Source organism: Pseudoalteromonas sp. BDTF-M6, from assembly GCF_018334135.1.
Lineage (GTDB): Bacteria > Pseudomonadota > Gammaproteobacteria > Enterobacterales > Alteromonadaceae > Pseudoalteromonas.
In genome coordinates this window covers 411,289-433,161 of record NZ_JAGXTQ010000004.1, presented here as the reverse complement: position 1 = coordinate 433,161, position 21,873 = coordinate 411,289, and the positions used below count along the sequence as shown (strand labels likewise).

At 51.0% G+C, this 21,873-nt stretch carries 25 protein-coding genes and 1 tRNA gene; 16 read left to right on the top strand and 10 right to left on the bottom strand.

All coding sequences use genetic code 11. The annotated features are described in order from the left end of the window. Positions 1-275: 275 nt before the first annotated feature. Positions 276-1,382 carry a glutamate 5-kinase gene (gene proB, locus KD147_RS11890; RefSeq protein ID WP_105253976.1) on the top strand — a complete coding sequence of 369 codons (1,107 nt, stop codon included), beginning with the start codon at positions 276-278 and terminating at the stop codon, positions 1,380-1,382. Continuing rightward, positions 1,379-2,626 (top strand): glutamate-5-semialdehyde dehydrogenase, encoded by a 1,248-nt coding sequence (locus tag KD147_RS11885; protein ID WP_105253975.1) that lies wholly within the window; start codon positions 1,379-1,381, stop codon positions 2,624-2,626. Before proB ends, KD147_RS11885 begins: the two co-directional genes overlap by 4 nt. A gap of 86 nt (positions 2,627-2,712) precedes the next feature. Here the strand turns inward: KD147_RS11885 and KD147_RS11880 are convergent, their stop codons facing one another. The 4 genes from KD147_RS11880 to KD147_RS11865 form a co-directional block, all read right to left on the bottom strand. After that, positions 2,713-3,933 carry a methyl-accepting chemotaxis protein gene (locus KD147_RS11880; RefSeq protein ID WP_249319207.1) on the bottom strand — a complete coding sequence of 407 codons (1,221 nt, stop codon included), beginning with the start codon at positions 3,931-3,933 and terminating at the stop codon, positions 2,713-2,715. A gap of 123 nt (positions 3,934-4,056) precedes the next feature. After that, a complete protein-coding gene (locus KD147_RS11875; RefSeq protein ID WP_212547994.1) occupies positions 4,057-4,776 on the bottom strand; it encodes a glycerophosphodiester phosphodiesterase in 720 nt (239 codons plus the stop codon). Next, a complete protein-coding gene (locus KD147_RS11870) occupies positions 4,773-5,636 on the bottom strand; it encodes a DMT family transporter (RefSeq protein WP_212547993.1) in 864 nt (287 codons plus the stop codon). The genes KD147_RS11875 and KD147_RS11870 overlap by 4 nt, the downstream gene beginning before the upstream one ends. 549 nt (positions 5,637-6,185) lie before the next feature. Further along, a tRNA-Ala gene (locus KD147_RS11865) sits at positions 6,186-6,261 on the bottom strand. A gap of 153 nt (positions 6,262-6,414) precedes the next feature. Here KD147_RS11865 and KD147_RS11860 point away from each other — a divergent pair. Further along, positions 6,415-6,807, top strand: a complete 393-nt coding sequence (locus KD147_RS11860) for a hypothetical protein (protein WP_212547992.1) — start codon at positions 6,415-6,417, stop codon at positions 6,805-6,807. Then, positions 6,807-7,352 (top strand): prolyl-tRNA synthetase associated domain-containing protein, encoded by a 546-nt coding sequence (locus KD147_RS11855; protein WP_212547991.1) that lies wholly within the window; start codon positions 6,807-6,809, stop codon positions 7,350-7,352. The genes KD147_RS11860 and KD147_RS11855 overlap by 1 nt, the downstream gene beginning before the upstream one ends. On the opposite strand, the gene KD147_RS11850 is transcribed toward KD147_RS11855, so the two are convergent. Beyond that, a complete protein-coding gene (locus tag KD147_RS11850) occupies positions 7,298-8,440 on the bottom strand; it encodes an MFS transporter (protein WP_105253970.1) in 1,143 nt (380 codons plus the stop codon). The genes KD147_RS11855 and KD147_RS11850 overlap by 55 nt on opposite strands. Before the next feature lie 211 nt (positions 8,441-8,651). Between KD147_RS11850 and KD147_RS11845 the strand changes: the two genes are divergently transcribed. The 4 genes from KD147_RS11845 (at position 8,652) to KD147_RS11830 (ending at position 11,736) form a co-directional block, all read left to right on the top strand. Then, positions 8,652-9,194, top strand: a complete 543-nt coding sequence (locus tag KD147_RS11845) for a DUF2058 domain-containing protein (RefSeq protein ID WP_105253969.1) — start codon at positions 8,652-8,654, stop codon at positions 9,192-9,194. 158 nt (positions 9,195-9,352) lie between these two features. Then, complete coding sequence (locus KD147_RS11840) at positions 9,353-9,652, top strand: c-type cytochrome (protein ID WP_442792640.1); 300 nt, start codon at positions 9,353-9,355, stop codon at positions 9,650-9,652. A 128-nt stretch (positions 9,653-9,780) separates the two neighbouring features. After that, entirely contained in the window at positions 9,781-10,548 is a 768-nt protein-coding gene (locus KD147_RS11835; RefSeq protein WP_105254009.1) for a class II aldolase/adducin family protein, read from the top strand. Between the two features lie 12 nt (positions 10,549-10,560). After that, entirely contained in the window at positions 10,561-11,736 is a 1,176-nt protein-coding gene (locus KD147_RS11830) for a mandelate racemase/muconate lactonizing enzyme family protein (protein ID WP_212547990.1), read from the top strand. Between the two features lie 54 nt (positions 11,737-11,790). Here KD147_RS11830 and KD147_RS11825 read toward each other — a convergent pair whose 3' ends face one another. Then, positions 11,791-12,162, bottom strand: a complete 372-nt coding sequence (locus KD147_RS11825; RefSeq protein ID WP_212547989.1) for a hypothetical protein — start codon at positions 12,160-12,162, stop codon at positions 11,791-11,793. Continuing rightward, positions 12,162-13,733, bottom strand: a complete 1,572-nt coding sequence (locus KD147_RS11820; RefSeq protein WP_249319201.1) for a S41 family peptidase — start codon at positions 13,731-13,733, stop codon at positions 12,162-12,164. Before KD147_RS11820 ends, KD147_RS11825 begins: the two co-directional genes overlap by 1 nt. A gap of 178 nt (positions 13,734-13,911) precedes the next feature. Here KD147_RS11820 and KD147_RS11815 point away from each other — a divergent pair, with 178 nt between their 5' ends. After that, the gene (locus KD147_RS11815) at positions 13,912-14,325 is read left to right on the top strand and encodes an META domain-containing protein (RefSeq protein WP_212547987.1); all 414 of its coding nucleotides are present in this window, start codon (positions 13,912-13,914) and stop codon (positions 14,323-14,325) included. 3 nt (positions 14,326-14,328) lie between these two features. Here the strand turns inward: KD147_RS11815 and KD147_RS11810 are convergent, their stop codons facing one another. After that, positions 14,329-14,721, bottom strand: a complete 393-nt coding sequence (locus KD147_RS11810) for an acyl-CoA thioesterase (RefSeq protein ID WP_105253963.1) — start codon at positions 14,719-14,721, stop codon at positions 14,329-14,331. Between the two features lie 74 nt (positions 14,722-14,795). Here KD147_RS11810 and KD147_RS11805 point away from each other — a divergent pair, with 74 nt between their 5' ends. Both KD147_RS11805 and KD147_RS17025 read left to right on the top strand, forming a co-directional pair. Further along, positions 14,796-15,524 (top strand): SDR family NAD(P)-dependent oxidoreductase, encoded by a 729-nt coding sequence (locus KD147_RS11805; RefSeq protein ID WP_105253962.1) that lies wholly within the window; start codon positions 14,796-14,798, stop codon positions 15,522-15,524. Continuing rightward, on the top strand, positions 15,505-16,428 hold the full coding sequence (locus tag KD147_RS17025; protein ID WP_212547986.1) for an amidohydrolase family protein: 924 nt from the start codon (positions 15,505-15,507) through the stop codon (positions 16,426-16,428). The genes KD147_RS11805 and KD147_RS17025 overlap by 20 nt, the downstream gene beginning before the upstream one ends. Here KD147_RS17025 and KD147_RS11795 read toward each other — a convergent pair. Next, entirely contained in the window at positions 16,425-16,754 is a 330-nt protein-coding gene (locus tag KD147_RS11795) for a 5-carboxymethyl-2-hydroxymuconate Delta-isomerase (protein WP_105254008.1), read from the bottom strand. The genes KD147_RS17025 and KD147_RS11795 overlap by 4 nt on opposite strands. Before the next feature lie 211 nt (positions 16,755-16,965). Here KD147_RS11795 and KD147_RS11790 point away from each other — a divergent pair, with 211 nt between their 5' ends. The 5 genes from KD147_RS11790 to KD147_RS11770 all read left to right on the top strand — a co-directional run bounded on the left by KD147_RS11790 (position 16,966) and on the right by KD147_RS11770 (position 21,525). Beyond that, positions 16,966-17,745 (top strand): hypothetical protein, encoded by a 780-nt coding sequence (locus KD147_RS11790; RefSeq protein ID WP_212547985.1) that lies wholly within the window; start codon positions 16,966-16,968, stop codon positions 17,743-17,745. Continuing rightward, entirely contained in the window at positions 17,742-18,368 is a 627-nt protein-coding gene (locus KD147_RS11785) for a LysE family transporter (protein WP_105253960.1), read from the top strand. Before KD147_RS11790 ends, KD147_RS11785 begins: the two co-directional genes overlap by 4 nt. Beyond that, on the top strand, positions 18,365-18,877 hold the full coding sequence (locus KD147_RS11780) for a gamma-glutamylcyclotransferase family protein (protein ID WP_212547984.1): 513 nt from the start codon (positions 18,365-18,367) through the stop codon (positions 18,875-18,877). The genes KD147_RS11785 and KD147_RS11780 overlap by 4 nt, the downstream gene beginning before the upstream one ends. Before the next feature lie 58 nt (positions 18,878-18,935). Continuing rightward, positions 18,936-20,492 carry a serine hydrolase gene (locus tag KD147_RS11775; protein WP_212547983.1) on the top strand — a complete coding sequence of 519 codons (1,557 nt, stop codon included), beginning with the start codon at positions 18,936-18,938 and terminating at the stop codon, positions 20,490-20,492. Between the two features lie 100 nt (positions 20,493-20,592). Beyond that, the gene (locus tag KD147_RS11770; RefSeq protein ID WP_212547982.1) at positions 20,593-21,525 is read left to right on the top strand and encodes a histone deacetylase family protein; all 933 of its coding nucleotides are present in this window, start codon (positions 20,593-20,595) and stop codon (positions 21,523-21,525) included. A gap of 15 nt (positions 21,526-21,540) precedes the next feature. On the opposite strand, the gene KD147_RS11765 is transcribed toward KD147_RS11770, so the two are convergent. Next, entirely contained in the window at positions 21,541-21,816 is a 276-nt protein-coding gene (locus tag KD147_RS11765) for a hypothetical protein (protein WP_105253956.1), read from the bottom strand. Between the last annotated feature and the right edge of the window lie 57 nt (positions 21,817-21,873).

Here is a 21,873-nt window from a genome sequence, read left to right as displayed (position 1 = left end):
TTCGTAGACAAAATATTAGAGTGCTAATTAATTGTGGTTTTGCTCAGAATTGAGCAGGCAAAACCACAACTGTTAGTGCTTTTTCTTAACTCCCTTGGGTTGTGGCTAAGCCTTATGCGTCAGTCGCTGTGCTGGCCAACCCTAGTTAATCACGGCCCGCTCCATAGTGGCTTTTTAATATATTTAAATTAGGCCTTTTTCCAGTTCGTGCTATCGCAAGGCGATAGGCGACGCTATGAGCTGGCTTATAACTGTTGGTAAGGAATTCGAAGCACATGCAAAATTTTAAATGGCAACGTATCGTACTCAAAGTGGGTAGCGCCTTAATTGCGCCGGAGCAAAATGGTTGCAGCTCCCGCTACCTGCTCAGTATTGCGCAGTTCATCGTTCGTTGCCGTGCGCAAGGTATTGAGGTGATCTTAGTCTCTTCCGGCTCGGTGGCTGCCGGCTCGCATCTGTTTCCGGCCGACAAAGCCCGTTCTGTGGCCATGAAAAAAGCCATGGCCGCGGCTGGACAAACCGAGATGATGGCGACCTGGGACCGATTTTTCGACTTCCCGTCGGCGCAAATATTACTAACCCATGGTGACTTGCGTGACCGTGAGCGTTATAAAAGTATTCGCGAGACCATCTTTACCCTGCTTGATCATGGTGTGCTGCCCATTATTAATGAGAACGACACCGTGACCACGGACGATCTAAAAGTGGGCGATAACGATAACCTTTCCGCCATGGTTGCGGGGGCCGCCGATGCCGATGCCTTGATGATTTGCTCCGATGTTGATGGTTTATTCGACAAAAACCCGAATTTGCACAGCGATGCGGTGTTGTTGCCCGAGATAGGCAAGATCGATGAGTCGATTTATGCCATGGCTGGGTGTGCCACAAGTGCCGTGGGTACCGGTGGCATGAAAACCAAAATCGAAGCAGCAGAGAAGGCGACGTCGCACGGGATCACCACCTTCATTCTAAATGGTTTTAAGGAGCAAACTTTTAATCGTTTACTTGATGGGGAGAATCCGGGTACTATCTTCAAGCCTTACGAAAAGCCAATGCAGGAAGCAATTCATTGGCGTACACATACCGCCAGCGAGCAGGGCGAGGTGGTGATTGAAGGGAGTTTTTCTGAGCCCTTGGATAAAAACAGCGAGCAGCTTAATCCCCATGAAATAGTCGAGGTGAGGGGCGAGTTTGCGGTAGGCGACACCATTTTAGTGCGTAGCGACGATGGTACTAGGCTCGCCAAGGCCAAGGCCAACTACAGTAGTTGTTTGTTGAACTTTATAGCCGAGAACGAAAGCACAGAATTCAGCGATGAGGTGCAGGATTCAATCGGCCCGATTATTTCAGATGAAGACATCGCAGTATTGGAGAAATCATGAGTTTAGTAAAGGATATTTCCGTCCAAGCAGCCAAGGCCGCCAAGGTACTGGCCTTGCTTGATACCGAGAGTAAAAATGCCGTATTACGCGACATGGCCAAGGCACTGCGTGACAATAAAGAGCAGATCAAAACACGTAACGAGCAAGACCTTGCCCAGGCCCGAGACAATAACCTGGCCCCGGCCATGGTTGACCGTCTGACCCTGACCGATGAGCGTATTGAAGATATGGCCGTTGGCATAGAGACCATTGCCGAGCTAGACGATCCTGTGGGTCAGTTACGCTCGTTGGGCGAGCGCCCCAATGGCATAAAAATTAATAAAATGCGGGTGCCGCTTGGGGTTATCTGCATGATCTATGAGGCGCGTCCCAATGTCACCGCCGATGCCGGTGCCCTGTGTTTTAAATCCGGCAACGCGGTTATTCTGCGCGGTGGTAAAGAAGCCTTGGCTTCGAGTATGGCTATCGCCGAGGTACTGCATCAGGTGCTGGCACAGCATAATTTGCCAACGGCGTTGATCTCGGTGATCCCGGATCCGGACCGTGGCCTGCTGATGGAGCTGATGCGCCAGCGCGAGACAATCGACCTTATCATCCCTCGCGGCGGTGAAGGCCTGATTAATTTTGTCACCGAAAACAGCACTATTCCGGTGATCCAGCATTTTAAGGGCGTGTGCCACCTGTATGTGGATAAAGATGCCGACCTGGATATTGCCCTAAATCTGCTGTTAAACGGTAAAACGCAACGCACCGGTGTATGTAATGCCTTGGAAGGGCTGGTGGTGCATCAGGATATTGCCCCGCAATTCTTGCCTATTGCCGCCAAGGCGTTGGCCGAAAAAGGTGTTCGTATTAACGCCGATAGCCAGGCCGCGCAGTATTTTGACGGTGCCAAGGTCATCAATGAAGACGAATTCGGTGAAGAATACCTGGATTTAGAAATCGCCGTGCGCATGGTAGAAGACTTTAACGCCGCCGTGGCGCATATCGATCGTTTCGGCAGCTTTCACACCGAGGTGATCTGCACCCAAAACGAGCAAACGGCAGCGCTGTTCCAGCGCAGTGTAGATGCTTCTGTGGTCATGGTGAATGCGTCATCACGCTTCTCCGATGGTTCGCAGTTGGGATTAGGCGCCGAAATAGGCATTGCCACCACCAAGTTGCATGCCTACGGCCCTATGGGACTGGAGTCACTTACCACGGAAAAATACCTGGTAAATGGCATCGGCCAGGTGCGCGATTAAACCGGGTCTGTAATGTAAAAAGCCGCTTAAGAGCGGCTTTTTTTATGCGGGTTGCGACTCGGCTGACAAAGCTTAGCTGACAAAGCTTAGCTGACAAAGCGCTGTAAGTCGCTTTGGGTACTTCTAGTTAAATGCTCGGAGTGGGCACATTGCTCCGCGGCCTGATCTATTTGCGTTTTGGCGTCTTGTCCCAGCAAACTGATATGCTCCACCGATTTTTGCGTATGTGCCTGGCTCTGCTCCAGCTCATGTACCGCGGCGACTATCTCTTGCAGTTGGCGTTGATTTTGTTCGAAGTCGCTGACCAACTGACTAAAACCATTGGCGGTGCTATTGATGGCGTGTTCTGCTTGTGAGGAGTGGTCTATCAGCAACAGCGACTCTTCGCTGGTATCGGCCACCAGGCTGTTCATTTGGTTGATAAAATCACTGATCTGCCCAGTTGCGTTGCTGACTTTAAGCGACAGGCTTCTGACCTCGTCGGCAACCACGGCAAAGCCGCGACCGGCTTCTCCGGCTCGAGCGGCCTCAATGGCGGCATTCAGCGCCAGTAAGTTGGTTTGGTCGGCAAAACCTTCGACCATCTTAAGGATATTGCGAATGTTTTCCGAATTCTCTTTTAACCCGGTTACGGTATCGGAAAAGCGCGCCAAGAGCTGGGTGATTTGCTGGATTTTTGCCACCAGTTGACCGAGCTCTTGAGACGACCCCTGCACAAAACTTAAATTATCGCTGTTGGCATTAAACACCGCGTCCGTGCTGGCGACTATCTGCTCCAGGCTTTGCGTAACCTGAGCGGTGCCGGCGGCAATATCATTGCTAAATTGCAGTTGTTGGGCGCCGAGTTCGGCGGTGTTTTGCATCGACAGATTGATTTGCTGGTTGCTGTTAGCGGCTTGAGTCGCGCCATGGTAAGTGCTGGTAAGCAACTCGCCGAGGTGATGCACAAATTGATTATATTGCTCACTGAGTTCGCGAAATTCGTCAAAGGTAAATTGCGGCAGTCGGGCATTGAGGGTGGCGTCCTGACTGTTTATTTGGATCAGGGTGTCGCGCATTGCCTGCACCGGACGGACCATGAGATGGCGCATATAGAAAATGGTGAAGACAAAGCCGCTAAGAATGACCAAGGTGAGCACAATAAATAGCCCCAGTCCTTGGCCGCTCGCCGCCAGCGCCTGATAAAGCCACAATAGGCTGAGCAGTTGTAACAGCAGCAAAAAGCTGAGGTTACCAACAATCTTGCGTGTCAGGGTGTAAAAAAAGGTTTGTTCAATATAGTTGTAAATGCGCATAAACCGACTCATTAAATGCTGCTCCATGTGCCTGTAGAGCGGATATTTCCTGCCCAGGGTTGGCGAAATAAAATCGCTTAGATTCTTATCGGCCGGGAGCAGGAAAACTATAGTGCGCAATGACGTAAAGTCTGGCTAAGCGGTTCCCTTTTGGGCGTCTCTTTGTTGCGCCAATAGTTGCTTGGTGTGGCATGGATAATTAGTAAAGACGCCATCTACCCCGAGTGCCTGCATGGTTAAAATGTCTTCATCCTTATCTACCGTGTAGGCATAGACCTCCAGCCCCCGCGCCTTGGCATCGGCGACAAACTGATGATTAACAAAGTTTTTGTCCAAATGCAGGCTGTAGGCATTTAAGCGCTGCGCAAATTCGGCGTAGCCCAAAGGAATAGACGATGTTAATGCGCCAATTTTGACCCAGGGCAGGTTCTGCTTCAACCAAAGTAGTTGATGGTGATCAAAAGAAGAGACAATAAGTTGCTCGCGATTGAGCCGGCCTTGCGCAACATTGTGCTCCAAGGTGCTGACTAGCTTATCCAGAGAGAAGGTATGCTTTAACTCTAAGTTTAACAGGGTCTTGTTGCCCACCCAGTTGATCACGTCTTGCAGTCCCGGCACCTTTTGCCCTTGCCCGGCATCCACTTGTTGAATGGCGCTAAACGGGGTGGCATTGACCTTGCCTTGCCCCGAAGTGGTTCTGTCTAACCAGGAATCGTGAATGATGACGTAGTCATCTAAACAACTTTGTAGGTCGACCTCAATGCCATCAACGCCTACGTCTAACGCCGAGTTAATAGCGATTTCTGTATTTTCAGGATAATTGCCGCTGGCTCCGCGGTGTGCAAAAACCTTCATTTGGGTTGCCTCGAGACTGACCAGGTTTCAAATAGAGCGGCGCTGACTATCATCAGGCCGCCGATTAATGTCGCCATATCGGGGCGCTCTTGCAGCAGCATAAACGCCAAAATCGTCGCATACAAGGGTTGTAAACAGGAGATAAGACCTGCGGTGGTGGCGCTGAGCCCCCTTAATGAGGCGGCAAATAGGGCATGGGGTGCAGCGGTAAAGATCACGGCCACCAGGAGCAACAGGGCAAGGTCGCGCTCGGGGATAGCCGCCACCGGCACTTCGACAAAGGCGCACAGCATCAGCGCCGCCACCAGGGTTTGGTAAAACATGGTCTGCGGGCCGCTGTAATGAGTGAAATAACGCTTTTGAAAAATATTGCGCAGGGCAAAGCACAGCGCCGAAAAGACCCCGGTAACAATACCTAGGGTGACATCGTTGCCTAGATCCGCTTCGGGCACCAGGAGATAAATGCCCATACTAACAACTAAGGCGCTGACTATATCCTTGGCGCTTGGCCACTGGCGATGAAACAAGGGTTCTATTAAAACAGTGAGTACCGGATAACTGAAAAACGCGATGATGCCTATGGTGATCCCCGCCAGTTGCATGCCAGCAAAGTAGGTAACCCAATGGATACCAACAATCATGCCCAAGCCCAGGGCAATGGCATAATCTTTACGGCTATTTAAACGTATGCGCTGACCCTGAAAGCCAAGCAGCAGAGCCAGGGCACCCGCGGCCACCGCGGTGCGATAGACGGTAATATCTAAGGCCGAGAGATGGATCAACTTGGCAAATAGGGCGGTGCCACCAAATAAGAGGACGGCAATATGCAGATAAATGAGACTTTGCTTATGGGAATTCATAATGGCACGGCTTACTTTTTTGCAAGCATATCATGGCATTTAAGGCAGAGATATGAAGGTATCAGGCATTTTCATGCAAATGCGACTAAGGGCTAATCTAGGGGGATAATTAGCTAGGGATGGGCTTGGATGCCTGGTTTACTCAAAAGGTATTTAGTAAGAAAGTGGTGGAGCTAAGCAGGGTGAAAAACGCCCGAAAAAAGCACTGCTTTTTTAGTTTTGAACGCGAGGTAAGGATACCGAGCTGGGTGGTCGCAGGGATGCTACCAATAAATTAGATATAGAAAGAAATGGTGGAGCTAAGCAGGGTGAAAAACGCCTGAAAAAAGCACTGCTTTTTTAGTTTTGAACGCGAGGTAAGGATACCGAGTTGGGGGATGGGCTTGGATGCCTGGTTTACTCAAAAGGTATTTAGTAAGAAAGTGGTGGAGCTAAGCAGGGTGAAAAACGCCCGAAAAAAGCACTGCTTTTTTAGTTTTGAACGTGAGGTAAGGATACCGAGCTGGGTGGTCGCAGGGATGCTACCAATAAATTAGATATAGAAAGAAATGGTGGAGCTAAGCAGGATCGAACTGCTGACCTCCTGCGTGCAAGGCAGGCGCTCTCCCAGCTGAGCTATAGCCCCACTTCTTAGGTGAGTTCCCGAAGGAACGCAGATTATTTTATAAATTATGGGCTCCCGGTCAAGCATGGAGCAGAAAAAAATCGCGATAAATCGACCAAAAATTTTCGGGCTTTGTTACAGTAGCCAGTAAGTATAAGAAAAACAGCCGAAGTTATGAAAAGTGCTCTGTCTCTTTTGTTATTTACCGCCTTGTTACTGGGTTGCTCTTCCGCCCCGGATGAGCGTCAATATGAAGTACATAGTCAAGATTTTTACGCCAAGACTGATGATCAGGGGCGTAAGATATTTGCCTATGTGATGACAGTCAAAGCCAATAAAAGGGCGGCTTTGGACTCCAGTAAACCCATCAGTCGCCAGCAGCTAAAACGCTATATCGAGCAAGAACACTTTGATGAGTCCCGTGTGCTTAAATTACAACTCGAAGATGAGGCGGCGGCGGCACTTAAAAAAGAGCTCAAAGAGCGCAAGTACTGCCCCAATGCCTACGAAATCAATGAAGTGTTATGGCGCGACTTTAGCGTGCAACTACGCGGAGTTTGTTTGTAGTGGCGGCCAGCATAGAAGAACTCGCCGCGCTGTTGTCACAGCTGAATATCGACTGTGAAAAGGTGACTCATCCACCTTTGGCCACCGCTCGTGCAGCTGATGAAATCGCCTTACATCGCCCCGGCATGCGTTTGAAGAACCTGTTTTTGCGCGACAATTACGGCCGTCGTCACTTTTTGCTGATCACCGCCCATGATGCGCTGGTGGATTTAAAGGCGCTGTCGAAGGCGCAACAGGTTTCCCGTTTGGGTTTTGCCTCCGATGAGCGGCTGCTACGCTACCTGGGAGTGCGTCCAGGGTGTGTGTCCATGCTGGCGCTGATGAATGATCCAGAGCAAGAGGTGGAGTTGTGGCTGGATGAGACTATTTGGTCCGATCCTTCCGGCGATCCCCAAGACGACACCCTATACCATTGCCACCCCTTTGATAACAAACAGACCTGGTTGCTGCCAAAGGCTGGACTCAAGGCCCTGTTTGCGCATTGGCAACGTCAGCCCTTGGTACTTCCCGTTGCCAAACGTTGCGGTAGCACAATCAAGCCATAGCCCACTAAGCACACCAACAACAGACAGCTCAAAAACGCATATTCACCATATTCCTGGTAAAGCAACCCAGGTAGAAATGAACCTAAGGCGCCGCCGCTGTAGTAAAACGACACATACACGCCATTGGTGAGGCTGGCGCTGGCACTGCTAAGGCGATTCACCAGCGGAGCCGCACTGGCATGAATAATAAACATGGCGGCGCAGAAACAGGTAAAGGCGATTAAAAACACGGGTAAATGCTGGTAAAACATCATTGCTATGGTGGCGCAATAGAATAAAAACACGCCGCCGAGCAAGGCAAATACGTTGTTACAGCGCTTGTGCAAATAGGGAGTGAGCAGCGTTGCCAGGGCGCCAAGCAAATAGCCGCTATATACCAAACCAATGTTTTTTGTACTGCTCATGGCATAGGTGCTGCGCAGTATAAAGGGGAGGTAGTTCAGCAGTGCGGCAAAACAAAAGAACATACAAAACACCGCCCCGTAGAGGCTGATAATACGCATCGAGGCCAGCGCCTTTATATTGCCCCGCCATGGCGTGTGGGCCTGAGAGACAGGGTCGGACTTAGCGCGAATCAGCAGTGCCAGCACCAGTAACAGCAGGGAGTTCAGCCAAAAGAAGCTCTGCCAGTTGAGGTATTCGGCAAAGCTTGCCGCCAAAGCGCGACCTAAAAAGCCGCCGGCAATGGTGCTGCCAATATAGCCGCTCATCTTGGCGTTGATATCTTCGCCCTTAAAGCGCAGAGCAATGCTGGCTGTCATGGCCGTGAGTGCCGCAGGAAGAGCCAGGCCTTGCAACAAGCGCAGCGACTGTAACTGCCAAAACTCGGTGCACAGGGGCACCAAGGCATTGCTAAAGGCCAGCACCAGCATCACCCATTGCAGCACGCGATAGAGGTTCCGGCGGTTAAGCAAGACGCCATAAAACAAGGGGGCTATGGCTAAAGGCAGCATGGTCAAGGTCATCAGCGAGCCGGCAGTGGCCGGGCTCACCTGGTATTGCTGAGCAAACAATGCAAGCAGGGGCTGCACGGCATAAAGCACAAAAAATATCACCACGGAGCAACACAGCAATAACCAATAGGACATAATAAGGGACGTCGAAGATCAGGCGCGAGGGAGTGTATCATAGCGCCAAGGGCAGGGGGAAAGCTTGCGATTAATCAAAGCCTGCACTATTCGCTCATGTTACCGTCACCGCGTTGTCACCTAGGTGCAATATTCTTTCTCGGTGGTCAAAATTTTGATGCAATTGGTATAGAATAAGCTTAATTCGTTTTGTTGGTAATAAGTGACAATTATGGGTTCTTTACAAGATCAGCTGCTAAAAGCAGGCTTAACCACCGAGCATAAGGCAAAGGTGGCAAAAACAGAAAAGCGCAAAGCACAAAAGAAAAAGAAGAAAAAAGGTGCCACTAGCGATCAAAGTGATTTGCAAAAGCATATCGAGCAAACCAAAAAGGCACAGCAAGAGAAGGCGGCGCAGCTAAATGAGCAGCGTCAGGAAGAGCTGAAAGAGCGTGAACAGGTTGCCCGTGTGAAGCAGATTTTAGAGCATCACAACCAGGACGAAATTCGCGGCCCATTGACCTTTAACTTTACCTATGAAAACAAGGTCAAGGAAATTGAGGTGAATGCGCAAACGCAAAAAGCCCTGGCCGGTGGCCGATTAGCCATTTGTGTACTTGAAGGAAAGTTTTACGTATTGCAGGATGAGCCAGCACGTAAAATTGCTGAAGTAGATGAAAAATATATTGTTTTCCATGTCGAAAACGATGATAAAGATGTCGATGAGGACGATCCTTACGCAGGCTACGAAGTTCCTGATGATCTGATGTGGTAACACGCTATTTTTGATTGTTGGATGCTCAGTGTCTGTTAATTCTTAGTTGCTACAGTAAAGAACAAGGGTCTACACTCATTGCTAATGAGGGGGGATCCCCTCTTGTTTTACCGTCAATTATAAGAGTAAATATTATGAAAAAGATCACTAAAGTACTTATGGGAGCCGGTGCGATTGCAATGTCTGCGATGGCGATGAATGCACAAGCAGCAGACGGCAAGGCGTTATACACAGAGAAAAACTGCCACACCTGTCACGGTGCCGATGGCAACGCACCCATTATGGCTCTTTATCCTAAGCTGGCTGGCCAAAACAAAGAATACCTAGTGGCGCAAATGAAAGACATCAAGTCTGGTGCTCGCTCAAATGGTATGTCAATGGCGATGAAAGCCATGGTAGCCAATGTTTCTGACGAAGAATTTGCCGCTATTGCCGAGTATCTAGCCAGCGTTAAATAACGCTCGCGATCCGTATCAAAAAAACCACCGTATGAGTTTACTCTGCGGTGGTTTTTTGTTGAATGGCGGTCTATAAGTGTTTAGACTTCTATACATCTATTAAGCGTGTGGAGTGGTGCATGACCCAGATCCCCCAGTTACCTAAATTAAACCTCAAAGATAAGGTCAGTGAACAAGAGTGGCGTTTGCGCGTTGATCTGGCCGCCTGTTACAGGCTGGTCGAGCATATGCGTTGGGGCGATTTAATTTACACCCATATGTCGGCGCGCATTCCCGGTACAGACGAGTACCTGGTCAATGCCTTTGGTCTAAGCTTTGACGAAGTGACGGCCTCGAATCTGGTGAAGGTAAATCTCAAAGGGGAGGTTTTAGATGAGACCCCGCATGAGATTAATCCCGCCGGTTTTACCATCCACAGCGCCATTCATGAAGTGCGCGATGATGCCCACTGCGTGATCCACCTGCACACCAAGGAAACCATCGCCGTGGCCAGCGTCGAAGGCGGACTACAAGCCTATTCACAGCACTCGATGTTTTCCCTGCCATCTTTGTCGTATCACGAGTATGAGGGGTTAGCGGTTAACGAGGATGAAAAAGCCCGTTTGCAACGCGACCTAGGTAATACCAATCATATGCTGCTGGTGAATCATGGGGGATTAACCGTGGGGCCGACTGTGGGCGATGCCTTTATGCGCTTTTATGATTTGCAACGCGCCTGTGAGATTCAGGTGGCCATACAAAGCATGAAGCAGAACCCGGTGCGGGTTCCTCAAGCCATTATCGACAATATTTATCATCAGGCCAACGTGGTACACAGTGGCAGCACCGGTGGGCAAAAGGCCTGGCCGGCCATGCTGCGTAAGGCCTATCGCCTGGACCCTGGCTTTGCCGAATAAGAAGGAAAGAATATGAAAGTTAATCGCGTTGAAGTTTTCGACATTCACTGCCCAGATCGCCCGGCGTGGACGCCCGTGTTTGTTCGTATTCACACCGATGAGGGCATTAGCGGTGTTGGCGAGGCAGGGTTGGCTTATGATCTCGGCCATAGTGCCGCGGCGGCCATGATTAAGGAAATGGCCGAGGCCTTTTTGATCGGCCATGACCCGTTTCAAACCGAGCTGCTGTGGTCGCGCATGTTGCGTGAAAGCTTCTGGGGATTGGGCGGTGGTCCCGTAGTGTATGCCGCCATGAGTGCCATAGATACGGCACTGTGGGATATCAAGGGCAAGGCGCTAGGCCTGCCGGTTTACCAATTGCTGGGCGGTAAGGTGAACGATGAGCTGCGCACCTATGCATCACAGCTGCAATTTGACTGGGACAGCGAATTTAAAGCTCTGGTGCAGCCGCAAGAGTATGCCGAGGCGGCACTTAAAGCCGTGGCCGAGGGCTATGATGCAGTGAAGGTGGACCCCATTCAGTATGATAAGCACGGCAACACCTATTATGATCGCACCAAGATAATTTCCCGTGCGGAAATGAAGCTGTATCGTGCGCGCATGCAAGCCATCCGCGAGGCCGTAGGTGACGAAGTTGATATTATCTTTGAATGTCACAGTCTGCCCGGCGCCACATCGGCGATTCAAATTGGTGAAATTGCCGAAGAGTTCGACTGTATGTATTACGAAGAGCCGGTGAATTACCTGAATCATTCCTTGCATGCCAAGGTGGCGGACAAGGTCGCCGTGCCCATTGCCGGTGGCGAGCGCTTGTATAACCGTTGGGGGGTACGCCCGTATCTGGAAGATCAGAGCATCGACGTGTTGCAGCCGGATATCGGCCTGTGTGGTGGGTTTACCGAAACCAAAAAGGTGTGCGATTACGCCGATATTTTCGATGTACGTATTCAGGCTCATGTTTGTGGTGGGCCGGTGGCGACCGCGGCGTCCCTGCACCTGGAGACGGCGATCCCTAACTTCTTAATTCATGAACATCACACCTATGCCATTAAAAAATGGAACCGCGAGCTGTGTATTCAAGACCCACAGCCGGTCAACGGCAAGTTTAAGGTGAGCGAGGAGCCGGGTATTGGTATCGAGCTTAACGATGAGGTGGTGATGCGCTCGGCTCGGGTAGAGATAAAATAGATATTCAAAAATGGGTAAGAAAAAAGCGCCGGTATTAGCCGGCGCTTTTTTTTATTAACGACAAGAAAGAGTCGGTGCGGGCAGGAGCTGTTCACTATTAAGATGCTGCAAATAACACAGCTGACCATCGGTGAGCAGCATAAAGCGCTGTGGCATCTCAAGTTGCTTACCCATCAGGGGGTTACCCTGCGCATCGGTAAAGGGCGGCGACTCGAGTACCAAGGAGCTTTTTTGCATAAACACCTCTTCGCCGACATTCACTTCCTCGGTGTTCAAGGCCTTTGCGACCAGGGCTGCAACCTCTTGCTGGCTGGGCTCGGTCAGTAATGCCGGGCGCAACTCGTCTTGATTGACCGTGCTGTTACAGCCACTGCTGGTGGCCAGTGTGAGCGCCGCCAGCAGGCTGTGAGGCCAAAACTTACGCATTAGTTTAGCTCCTTAGGTAGGGGAGTCACTACGCGATTATTTTTCAACTGGGTCTGCCAGCGGTTGTCACTGAGGCTGACACCCGCCTCAGAGGCTGAGCTTTGCACAGCATAGCCTTTTAAGCCCGCCGCCGTGGTGGGGGCAGGACAGACGCCAGAGGTTCGATAGCTCAGCGCTGCCGCCAGCATGGCTTCGTTTTTGTCTCCCAGCAGGTGGGTGAAGTCATCGGCCACGGCACACCCTTGTACATAGACGGGAGCAAGCTCGGCATTCGGTGTGTTTTGTGGTGCAAAACCATCTGAGTATTCACCAAAGCCGGCATGGTTTACGCCGGTAAACTGAATGGTGAAGAAGGTGGTGTCGCAGTTATCTGTGGGGTAGAAACCGTAAGGCTTACCACAGGTATTACCGCCAATGAGGATGACTTCAAAACCACGCGCTGCAGGAATGCCGCGCAAGCCATTGATCAGCGCTTCACTGGCCGAGCAGGTGTTGCTCGAAGAAAGGACAAAGACACGTTCAAGGTTTAAGCTTGGCAACTTGGTGCCCTCGCTGATCCCCGAGTCCGGATCGAAAGCAATATACTCATCGATAAAGGGATAAGGCGTCAGCGGTCTGCCGGTTACCGGGTTGGTGGTTGGGTATTTGTCGTTGAAAATGGTTTTTTCAAAAATAAGGCCACTGGTGTTTTCTGCGCCCGCAACCATATAACCCAGCTGTGCCGCCATGGCCAAATAGCCTCCGCCGTTGTAACGCATGTCGATTACCAGGTCGCTGATGTTGCTACCTGCCAATTGATTAAAGGCATCATACAGCTGGCGTTCCGCCGGGGCATTGTGGTCGTTAAACTGGACATAACCGACGTTACCAGTGTTGGTGGCTATGGTGCTCACATTCATCACCGGATCTTGGATAAATTCGCCGGTTGTCAGGGTGATATTGCGCTCCTCATTTGAACCAACCAATTTAAAGGTGAAGTCGGTTTGTACGCCTTTAGTGCTTGGGAACAGGGCGCTGTTTAGGGCATCAACATCATTGCTGTTGATCATATCGACACCATTAACGGCAACGATTTCCCAGCCGCGCCTCACTCCTGCTGCACTTGCCGGGGTATCAGGCTCAGTGTAACTAACCACCACTTCGCGCGGTGGAGCACTGCGGAGCAGTTTGAAGTTAAAGCCATAGCCCATCACGGCACCGCTTTCCTGCATTTTCTGGTATTCGTCGGTAGGCAAGCTAAAGTGGAAGTTATCCTTAGCCGCTCCGGAGGCGGTAGTGGCATTGGTCTTTAAGGTATTAAAGTAATCGATAACACCAACAATGGAAGCGGGATCGCGGTCGGTGATTTCGTCATACCACAAATAGGTTTCATTGCTCCAAGAGCGTAGCCAGTTTTTCTCGTCGAGGGCATTACATTGTCCTTTAAATTGACTCGACGGGGCAAAAACGCCTTGAGTCCAACCGGAAGAAGTACTGTCATCGCTGCCGTTAAAACTACCATCGCCGCCACAGGCGAGCAGTGAGGCGCTCAAGGCGCTAATAAGTAAAGGTTTAATAAGCTGGGTCGTCATAGTGAAATCCATTTTTTAGGTGCTCTGTTACTAACTCTATACTAAAGCGTATGTGGGTGTAAAAAGGAAGTTAAAAGTTATGATTTCTAGCACTTTCTTGCGGTCTTATCGGTGCAAATTGGCGGTCTTTGCTTTAGCATTGGAACCCATAAGCAGCTGCGAGTCTAAGGTCGCAAAGGTGAGAAAAAATTTAATATTAGCGGCGGCGTTACTAAGTGGATTGACGGCGTGTGCCGCAAACGACCAGCGCACGGCCGATGCCCTGAAATTTCAACATTGGTATTTAACCAGCATAGATGGTCAAGCGGTTGCCACCGATAACACCTATGTTGGCTTTATCGATGCGCTGCAGTTAAATGGCCACACAGGTTGCAATGATTTTTTCGCCAGCACCGCGGTGGAAGAGCAAAGACTGCAGGTGAGTGGTTTGGGAATGACCTATCGGGTCTGTGAGGGAGAGGCTCAGAGTAACGAGCAAGCTTTACTGAGTACCTTAAAATCGTCGCCTTTGCTGCAAATGGAAAATGAGACCCTGACCTTAACAGGGACTCATACACTTACCTTTATTCTTGGCGCTGCGCCTAACCAGTAAGCCCTAAGCCGTAAATAAACGCTCTAATTGCTCGGGCAAGAAGGGGCGCCCATCGGCGTTAACCGAGGTGCCGATAACCTTGGCCTTTAACGCCAGTTTGTCATCACGGCTTCGATGCACGTTTTGGATAAAGGCAAACTTGAGGCGGCTTTCGCGCACCATCTCGACGCTGACATAGAACTCATCGCCCGGCACCAGTGAGGCCTTGTAATCCATTTCGCTGCGTACCACCACCAGGTTAATGCCCTCTTTGGCCAGGGCCACAAAGTCTACATCCTGTGCTAGCAGGTACTCATGGCGGGCGTGTTCTAAGTAGTTGAAGTACACGCTGTTATTAACTATCCCTTGCAAATCGCATTCGTAGTCACGCACTTTCATATCAAGACGAAAAGTCATTATTTTTAATCCTATATTTTTATTTAGCGCTGATGCTAGTATTAGCTGATATGTACATCAAGGCGTAAATGAATATGAGTGAAGTCGCTATTGTAACGGGTGGCAGCAAGGGAATTGGTCTGGCCATTGTAGAAAAGCTGGTAAACCAAGGATATCGAGTTTACAACCTGGATATTGTCACTTCCGATCAGGGCGAGTATCGCCACTGTGACGTTCGCGATGTGGCCAGTGTACAGCGGGTGATTGCGGATATCTGTGAGCGCGAAGAGCGAGTGGATGTCTTGGTCTGCAACGCCGGTATCCATCGCAGTGCCAACATAGAACAAACCTCAGAGGCCATGCTCGATGAGGTGATTGCCCTGAATATTAAAGGTGCCTTTGCCGCTACGCAATCCGTGTTACCGCTGATGCGTGACGCCCAGCGCGGGGCTATCGTATATATTTCTTCCGATCAGGCCTTGGTGGGTAAACGCAACTCCTTCGCCTATAACCTGTCGAAAGCGGCACTCGCTTCCATGGCGAAAACCACGGCGCTGGATTATGCCGAATTTGGCATTCGTGCTAATGCCGTGTGTCCGGGTACCATAGAAACGCCATTATTCCACAGTGCAATCGATAACTACTGTGCCAATACCGGTGCCGATAAGGATGCTGTGGTGGCCGAAGAGTCGGCTTTGCAACCCCTTGGCCGTTTAGGACAGCCGGAAGATGTGGCCAATCTGGTGGCGTTTTTGGTCAGTGAGGACGCCAGCTTTATTACAGGTTCGCTGCAAGTGATCGACGGTGGCTATACGGCGCAGTAATGAGGCCGTGGCTTCCCTAGCGGCAACGCTTTCGGCACAGCCCTTGGCACTGCCTGTGTTTGATCCCCATGTGCATTTTTTTGCTTATGCCCGCGGGGATTATTATTGGCTTAAACAACAGGGACCGCCGTTTTGGCCACAAAAGCGCTTTATCCAGCGTGACTTCTCTAGGGCTGACTTGATACTCGGTGATGGCTGGGTAATCAAGGGCGTGGCCCATATTGAGGCTGGCTTCGATAACCAGCATCCCGGCAGGGAGTTAAGTTGGTTGCAAGAGCAAGACTTCCAGGGGCCGGCAATCAGTTATGCGGCCATAGACCAAGCACCTGAGCAATTTGCCGTTTCTTTGGAGCTGTTAAAATCCCCCTTATTGCGCGGCATTCGTGATATCACCGAAGAGTCCGAGGGTAAACGGCTGTTAAGCCCAAATGTTGGCCAAAACCTCGCTCACCTTGCCACGCAAGGCTTACTTTTTGAGGCCCAGTTCAGCCTGTGCGAGCCCGAGCTAGCGGCGGCTGTGGTGGCCCATGCCAAGGCCAACCCAAGGCTGAATATAGTGATCAATCATGCCGGCTTGGTGACACCAGACACCTGGGATGCCTGGGTGGCAGGTCTAATCCTGTGTGCCGCATGCGACAATATCTATCTTAAATGTTGCGGCTGGGAAATTACTTACCCGGATGGTGATGTAAACTGGCAGCAAAAGGTGATTCGCACGGCCATATCACAATTGGGATACCGGCGTGTCATGCTCGCCAGCAATTTCCCCCTCTGTTTATTCAATACGAGCTACGAAGAGCTGTGGCAGGATTACCAAGCCATGGGGTTACCTCATTTTAGTGCGTTGGCCTGTGCTAATGCGCAGCGACTTTACAGCACCGAGACACAGATTCCCGGCGCTTAGCACTTCATATAGATCTCTGGATCTAAATCACGCACATCCACGCTTAAACAATCTGAACGGCGGCAGTAGGTGCGCAAACATTCCAGTAATTGACTACTGAGTTGCTGCTTTTGCTCCCGAGTGCGCCCGGCCATAATGTAGGCACATATATGGATAAAGCCATCCTTACCATCGCCCAATTCATAATGTTGGTAGGCAATGGCGCGGGTTTTGATGGTCGCGAGTTCGAATAGGCCGCTGGCATAGGTAGCCTGGTGCACCTTGTCCACTAATACTTGTGGTAACACCGGCAGGTCTTCGGAATGTTCTATGATGATATGGGGCATGGTAAAACTCGTTAACATTACATAAGTAGCGCCAGTGAGTACTAAACTGGTTTAGCACATTTTTATAAAAATGCCAGTTTCTCTCAGCAAAGCCCATAGAGCGAAGCCTTGGCGCCTTGTTCACCGAGCGTGTGTCATCGCACCCGGCTGTTATTTTTTAACTGAGTTGGTATGCTTGCAGGTAAGAACTTAAGTTGCAATAAAAATGACTATGTTGAGCTGGTTAAAACCTTCGCCGTTACTTCAAGAGCAAGAGCAGCAATGGCTCTTGGATACCTTTTTATGGGCCTATGAGCATTTCGATGGTGATTACTTTCGCCAGCACACGCAATTGGTGCTGCCCACCAATGCGTTTTTCGCCGGTCAGAGTCACAGTGTGGCGCAAATGGCGGAGCAGGTTTTTACCCAGGTAAAACAGTACGCTGGTCTTGAAAAGTGGCCTCTGGTATTGGTCGCTCCCGAACTCAGTCAGCCGCAGCGCTTCCCGCGTATTGAGTTTGCGAATTGTTTACGCGGCCCACAGGCTCAATTAGTCAGTGACGATGGCCAGGTGCAGCTGTCCTATAACCCGCAACAGATCAATCAGCCACAGGATCTGATCGCCAGCTTTGCACAAGGGATGGCGCGGGTCATGATTTATCAGGGCGGTCACTTGCCACCTGGCGGTGAGCAATATGTGGATGCCGCCACCGAAGTGCTGGCCAGCTTCTTTGGCTTTGGGGTTATGCTGAGTAACACCGTGTATCAATTCCGCGGTGGGTGCGGCAAGTGTTATAACCCCTACGCGAATCGCTCCAGTGAGCTGTCCGAGCAGCAACAGGTGTTTCTGTTGGCGCTGTTTTGTCATATTAAGGGCATCGACAAGGGGGCAGCGCATCTAAAAGGACACCTGCGTAGCTATTTTAAGAAGGCGACAAAAACATTGCAGGCGCTGGCACAAACCAGCCCCGATCCCTTGTTGCTATCTCTGCTCACTAAGGAGCAGGCATGAGTTATTGGCCCGAGTTCGCCGCCATCGCCATTGCCCACTTTTTTGCCGTTGCCAGCCCTGGCCCAGACTTTGCCGTGGTACTCAAACACAGTGTCAGTTATGGTCGCGCTAACGGTTTGGCTACCAGTGCCGGGGTGGGCGCCGGGATTCTGGTGCATATCTTTTATTGTTTGCTCGGTGTTGCCTTGTTGATCTCTCAGGCACCGACCTTGTTTATGGTGCTGAAATATCTGGCCGCTCTCTACCTTGGTTATTTAGGCGTGCAGGCACTACGAAGCAAGCCAGCGACGGGGGAGTCTGAGCAGGCTCAGCCGCAACCGCAGCTGCATCAGAACTTGCTGGTGGCCTTTAGACGCGGCTTTTTAACCAATGCCCTGAACCCCAAGGCGACCTTGTTTTTTCTCTCGCTCTTTACCCTAGTAGTATCGGTACAAACGCCAAAAATGGTGCAATTAGGCTATGGTCTGTATATGGCCTTGGCAACCTGGGCCTGGTTTTCTCTGTTGTCGCTGTTGCTTTCTAAGCAGCAGGTTCGCGGGTTTTTTAATGCCAAGGGGTTCTGGTTTGACCGCGCTATCGGCGTGGTATTAATAGTATTAGCGATTCAGGTGGTGTTGTTATGACACAATATTATTTTGCTTTCGGTTCCAATATGTCGGCACAGCGTCTTGGCGAGCGCTTGCCCGATGCACAACGTGTGGGAGTGGCACACTTGCCAGGCTATCGTCTGGGCTTTGATATGCTGAGCCTGGATGGCTCGGGGAAATGCACCATTCACCGCGATAGCGACGCCAGCGTGTATGGTGTGGTGTGGTTACTCGATGTTGAGCAGCAGGAGTTCCTGCATCAAATTGAGGGGCCACGCTATGACGTTGAGCATATTGAGGTGACCTTAGTCGATCAGCAAGAGCAGGTTCGGGCCTACTGTTATATTGCCAACACCCTGGATCAGGTGGCCTTGCCGTTCGATTGGTATTTACAGCATGTGTATCGTGGTGCCCAAGAGGCCAGCCTGCCACAGCACTACATTGCCGAGATTGGCCGCCAAGCCAGCATTGAGGATCTCAATCGCGAGCGGCACCTGCGGGAAATGCAGATCCACGCCGACCAAGTCGAGAAGGGTGGCAGTTAGGGCGCAATAGGCGCTGCTGAAAGATCAGGATTTAGAAGTAACTCAACAAGGAATAATAATGAAATTTAAAACGTTGCTGCTGTGCAGTGCCGTGCTGCTGGGGTTTAATAACCCGGCGCAAGCCAAGCTCGAAGAACAAAAAATTACCGCCGCCATTGAGCAGTCTATGGCTCGCTTTGATGTGCCAGGCATGGCCGTGGCCGTGGTTGCCGAGGGGGAGCTGGTATATGCCAAGGGTTTTGGTGTACGTCATCTCGACAGCAAAGAGCCAGTGACCGCGGAGACCCTGTTTGGCATCGCCTCAAATACCAAGGCTTTTACCAGCGCGGCCTTGGCCATGCTGGTGGACCAGGGTAAGTTAAGCTGGGATGACAAGGTAATAGACCATCTTCCCGAGTTTCGCCTGTATGACGCCTACGCCACGCGTGAGATGACGATTCGCGACTTGCTTAGTCATCGCAGTGGTTTAGGACTGGGGCAGGGTGATCTGATGATCTGGCCGGACACGGACAAATCGGTGCACGACATCATTGCAGGTCTACAACACCTGAAACCTCAGTCCAGCTTTCGCAGCACCTATGCCTACAACAACCTGATGTTTGTCACCGCCGGTGAGGTGGTTGCGCGCGTCAGCGGCATGTCCTGGCAGGACTTTATCGAGCAAAAGATGCTAACGCCTCTGGGCATGAAACAGTCGCGCGCCGGTTTTTCCCGTATCGATGACGATAACGACAACTATGCCACCGGCCATATTCCTTTAAACGGCAAGCTCCACCCATTCTTTGTCAATTACCTGGAAGATTTTCGCGGTGCCGGTGCCATTGCTTCTAACGTTAAGGAAATGAGCCTGTGGTTGAATACCCAGCTTAACGCCGGGGTCATGGCCAATGGCGAGACCCTGTTTAGCGCCAAGCAACAACAGCAAATGTGGCAGCCACATATTAATCGCCCCGTGAGCAAGGCGGCCTTTGCGGCCACACGACAACAGTTCAGCGGCTATGGCTTAGGTTGGTCTATTGTCGATTACCACGGTTATAAACGCGTCGGTCACGGTGGTGGCATTCTCGGTATGGTGTCGCAGGTTTCCCTGTTGCCGGAGAAAAAGCTAGGCGTCGTGGTGCTGTCAAACCAGCAGGCTTTTGCGGCCCTCTCGGCGGTGACCGAGGAAATCTTTGAACAAGCTCTGGAACTTGAAGATAAAGACTATGTTGAGCGTTTTGCCGAGCGTCACTTCAAAGGCAAGGAGCAGGCCTATGCCAATGCTAAGGCGGCCTTAGTTGAGGACTACCAAAGCGCCTTACCGCCTATCTACTATACCGGGACTCTTCATGATGCCTGGTATGGTGATGTGGTGATCGAGCAACTCGATGGCAAGCTGCGTATCGATTTTACTCACACCAAGCGCTTAAAGGGTGAATTGCAGCATCACAGCGGCAACAGCTTTATTGTTAAGTGGGATGAACCTCTGCTCGAAGCGGATGCCTTTATTCACTTTACTTTGGATGAGCAAAACAAGGTGCGCAGCGCCAGAATGCATGCCGTCTCCACCGAGGTCACCGATTTTAGCTTTGATTTCCGTAACCTGGATTTACGCCCGAAAAAGTTGTCTCGCTAGTCATGGAACACAGCTACTAGCGAGCTAACACCAAAGTCGCAGGGTCAAGGCACTGCGACTTTGTTAAGCTGTTGATTAAAGTGTTTAATTTAGCCAGCCTATGTCCCGTATCGCCGTTATCACTCATCCCGCCTGTCGCCGCCACCAAATGGGCAGCGATCATCCCGACTCGCCCGCTCGCCTTGATGTTATTCAAGACCGCCTACTCGCCAGTGGCCTGGATTTGGAAATCGCCCAATTACAGGCGCGTAAGGCCGAGCGTAAGGATTTTCTTAGTGTCCATTCGGAGCAGTTGGTTTCCCTGGTAGAACAATGTATCCCGGATATTGGCTATGCGGATCTTGATGGCGATACGCGCCTATGCCCTGAATCGATGCAGGCCATAGAGCGGGCCGTTGGCGCAGGGTTGACGGCGGTGGATGAGGTGTTGGCGGGACATATTGACGCCGGCTTTTGTGCGGTGCGCCCCCCTGGCCACCACGCCAGTCAAGATCATAGTGCCGGTTTTTGCGTTTATAACAACCTAGCCATCGCCGTGCGTTACGCGCAGCAACAGGGGATACAGCGCATCGCTATTTTAGATATAGACGTGCACCATGGCGATGGCACCCAAAACATCTTTGCCGATGAGCGCAATGTACTCTTGTGCTCCTTGTTCCAAAACCCTCTCTATCCCAATCCCGAGCCGGTAGAGCGGTCAAATCTGATCCAGTCGCCCCTGCCGCCGGCCAGTGATGGCAATGACTTGCGCCGCCTGGTCGAAAGTCAGTGGCTACCCGCCTTAACTCATTTTGCCCCGCAACTGATCTTTGTCTCCGCCGGCTTCGACGGTCACTTGGAAGACGATATGGCGGCCCTCAAATTTGTCGAGCAGGATTACGCCTGGTTCAGTCAGCGTATCGGCGAGTTTGCCAAGGCTCATGGCGTGCTGGGCATAGTGTCGTTTTTAGAAGGGGGTTACCATTTATCCGCCCTGGCCCGCGGTGTTGAGCACTATTTGCGGGGGCAACTGGCAGCCTATGAAGGGCTATAACAGCCCGCTCCCTATTTAGTCGTCGAGCAAAGGCCAGATCTGACTCTCATCCTGAAGCTGTAATTTGGCCACGCAGCAATGCCCTTCGGCGCTTAAATAATCTTGCAGGGCGGTACACAGCAGTGGCCATTGACTGTCTATGGGCTGACCCTTGGCATCAAAGTAGTGATGACGGCTATCGAGGACAAACAGCAGCTGGCCGTTATCCGCGGCCTTAAGCTCTTTGGCATTCTGGCACAGGGTAATAAAGTCTGATTCAACGGCCAGCACCGGGAAATCTAAACTGGGCATTTTTTGTCCTAGGTCAAGCTCTGTAAGAGCCGTATTCATTAGTATCGTGATGTTACA

Coding starts and splice junctions, on each gene's coding strand:
- proB (WP_105253976.1), top strand. CDS start 276: ATGCAAAATTTTAAATGGCAACGTATCGTACTCAAAGTGGGTAGCGCC.
- KD147_RS11885 (WP_105253975.1), top strand. CDS start 1,379: ATGAGTTTAGTAAAGGATATTTCCGTCCAAGCAGCCAAGGCCGCCAAG.
- KD147_RS11880 (WP_249319207.1), bottom strand. CDS start 3,933: ATGAGTCGGTTTATGCGCATTTACAACTATATTGAACAAACCTTTTTT.
- KD147_RS11875 (WP_212547994.1), bottom strand. CDS start 4,776: ATGAAGGTTTTTGCACACCGCGGAGCCAGCGGCAATTATCCTGAAAAT.
- KD147_RS11870 (WP_212547993.1), bottom strand. CDS start 5,636: ATGAATTCCCATAAGCAAAGTCTCATTTATCTGCATATTGCCGTCCTC.
- KD147_RS11860 (WP_212547992.1), top strand. CDS start 6,415: ATGAAAAGTGCTCTGTCTCTTTTGTTATTTACCGCCTTGTTACTGGGT.
- KD147_RS11850 (WP_105253970.1), bottom strand. CDS start 8,440: ATGTCCTATTGGTTATTGCTGTGTTGCTCCGTGGTGATATTTTTTGTG.
- KD147_RS11845 (WP_105253969.1), top strand. CDS start 8,652: ATGGGTTCTTTACAAGATCAGCTGCTAAAAGCAGGCTTAACCACCGAG.
- KD147_RS11840 (WP_442792640.1), top strand. CDS start 9,353: ATGGGAGCCGGTGCGATTGCAATGTCTGCGATGGCGATGAATGCACAA.
- KD147_RS11830 (WP_212547990.1), top strand. CDS start 10,561: ATGAAAGTTAATCGCGTTGAAGTTTTCGACATTCACTGCCCAGATCGC.
- KD147_RS11825 (WP_212547989.1), bottom strand. CDS start 12,162: ATGCGTAAGTTTTGGCCTCACAGCCTGCTGGCGGCGCTCACACTGGCC.
- KD147_RS11820 (WP_249319201.1), bottom strand. CDS start 13,733: ATGACGACCCAGCTTATTAAACCTTTACTTATTAGCGCCTTGAGCGCC.
- KD147_RS11810 (WP_105253963.1), bottom strand. CDS start 14,721: ATGACTTTTCGTCTTGATATGAAAGTGCGTGACTACGAATGCGATTTG.
- KD147_RS11805 (WP_105253962.1), top strand. CDS start 14,796: ATGAGTGAAGTCGCTATTGTAACGGGTGGCAGCAAGGGAATTGGTCTG.
- KD147_RS11795 (WP_105254008.1), bottom strand. CDS start 16,754: ATGCCCCATATCATCATAGAACATTCCGAAGACCTGCCGGTGTTACCA.
- KD147_RS11790 (WP_212547985.1), top strand. CDS start 16,966: ATGTTGAGCTGGTTAAAACCTTCGCCGTTACTTCAAGAGCAAGAGCAG.
- KD147_RS11785 (WP_105253960.1), top strand. CDS start 17,742: ATGAGTTATTGGCCCGAGTTCGCCGCCATCGCCATTGCCCACTTTTTT.
- KD147_RS11780 (WP_212547984.1), top strand. CDS start 18,365: ATGACACAATATTATTTTGCTTTCGGTTCCAATATGTCGGCACAGCGT.
- KD147_RS11775 (WP_212547983.1), top strand. CDS start 18,936: ATGAAATTTAAAACGTTGCTGCTGTGCAGTGCCGTGCTGCTGGGGTTT.
- KD147_RS11770 (WP_212547982.1), top strand. CDS start 20,593: ATGTCCCGTATCGCCGTTATCACTCATCCCGCCTGTCGCCGCCACCAA.
- KD147_RS11765 (WP_105253956.1), bottom strand. CDS start 21,816: ATGCCCAGTTTAGATTTCCCGGTGCTGGCCGTTGAATCAGACTTTATT.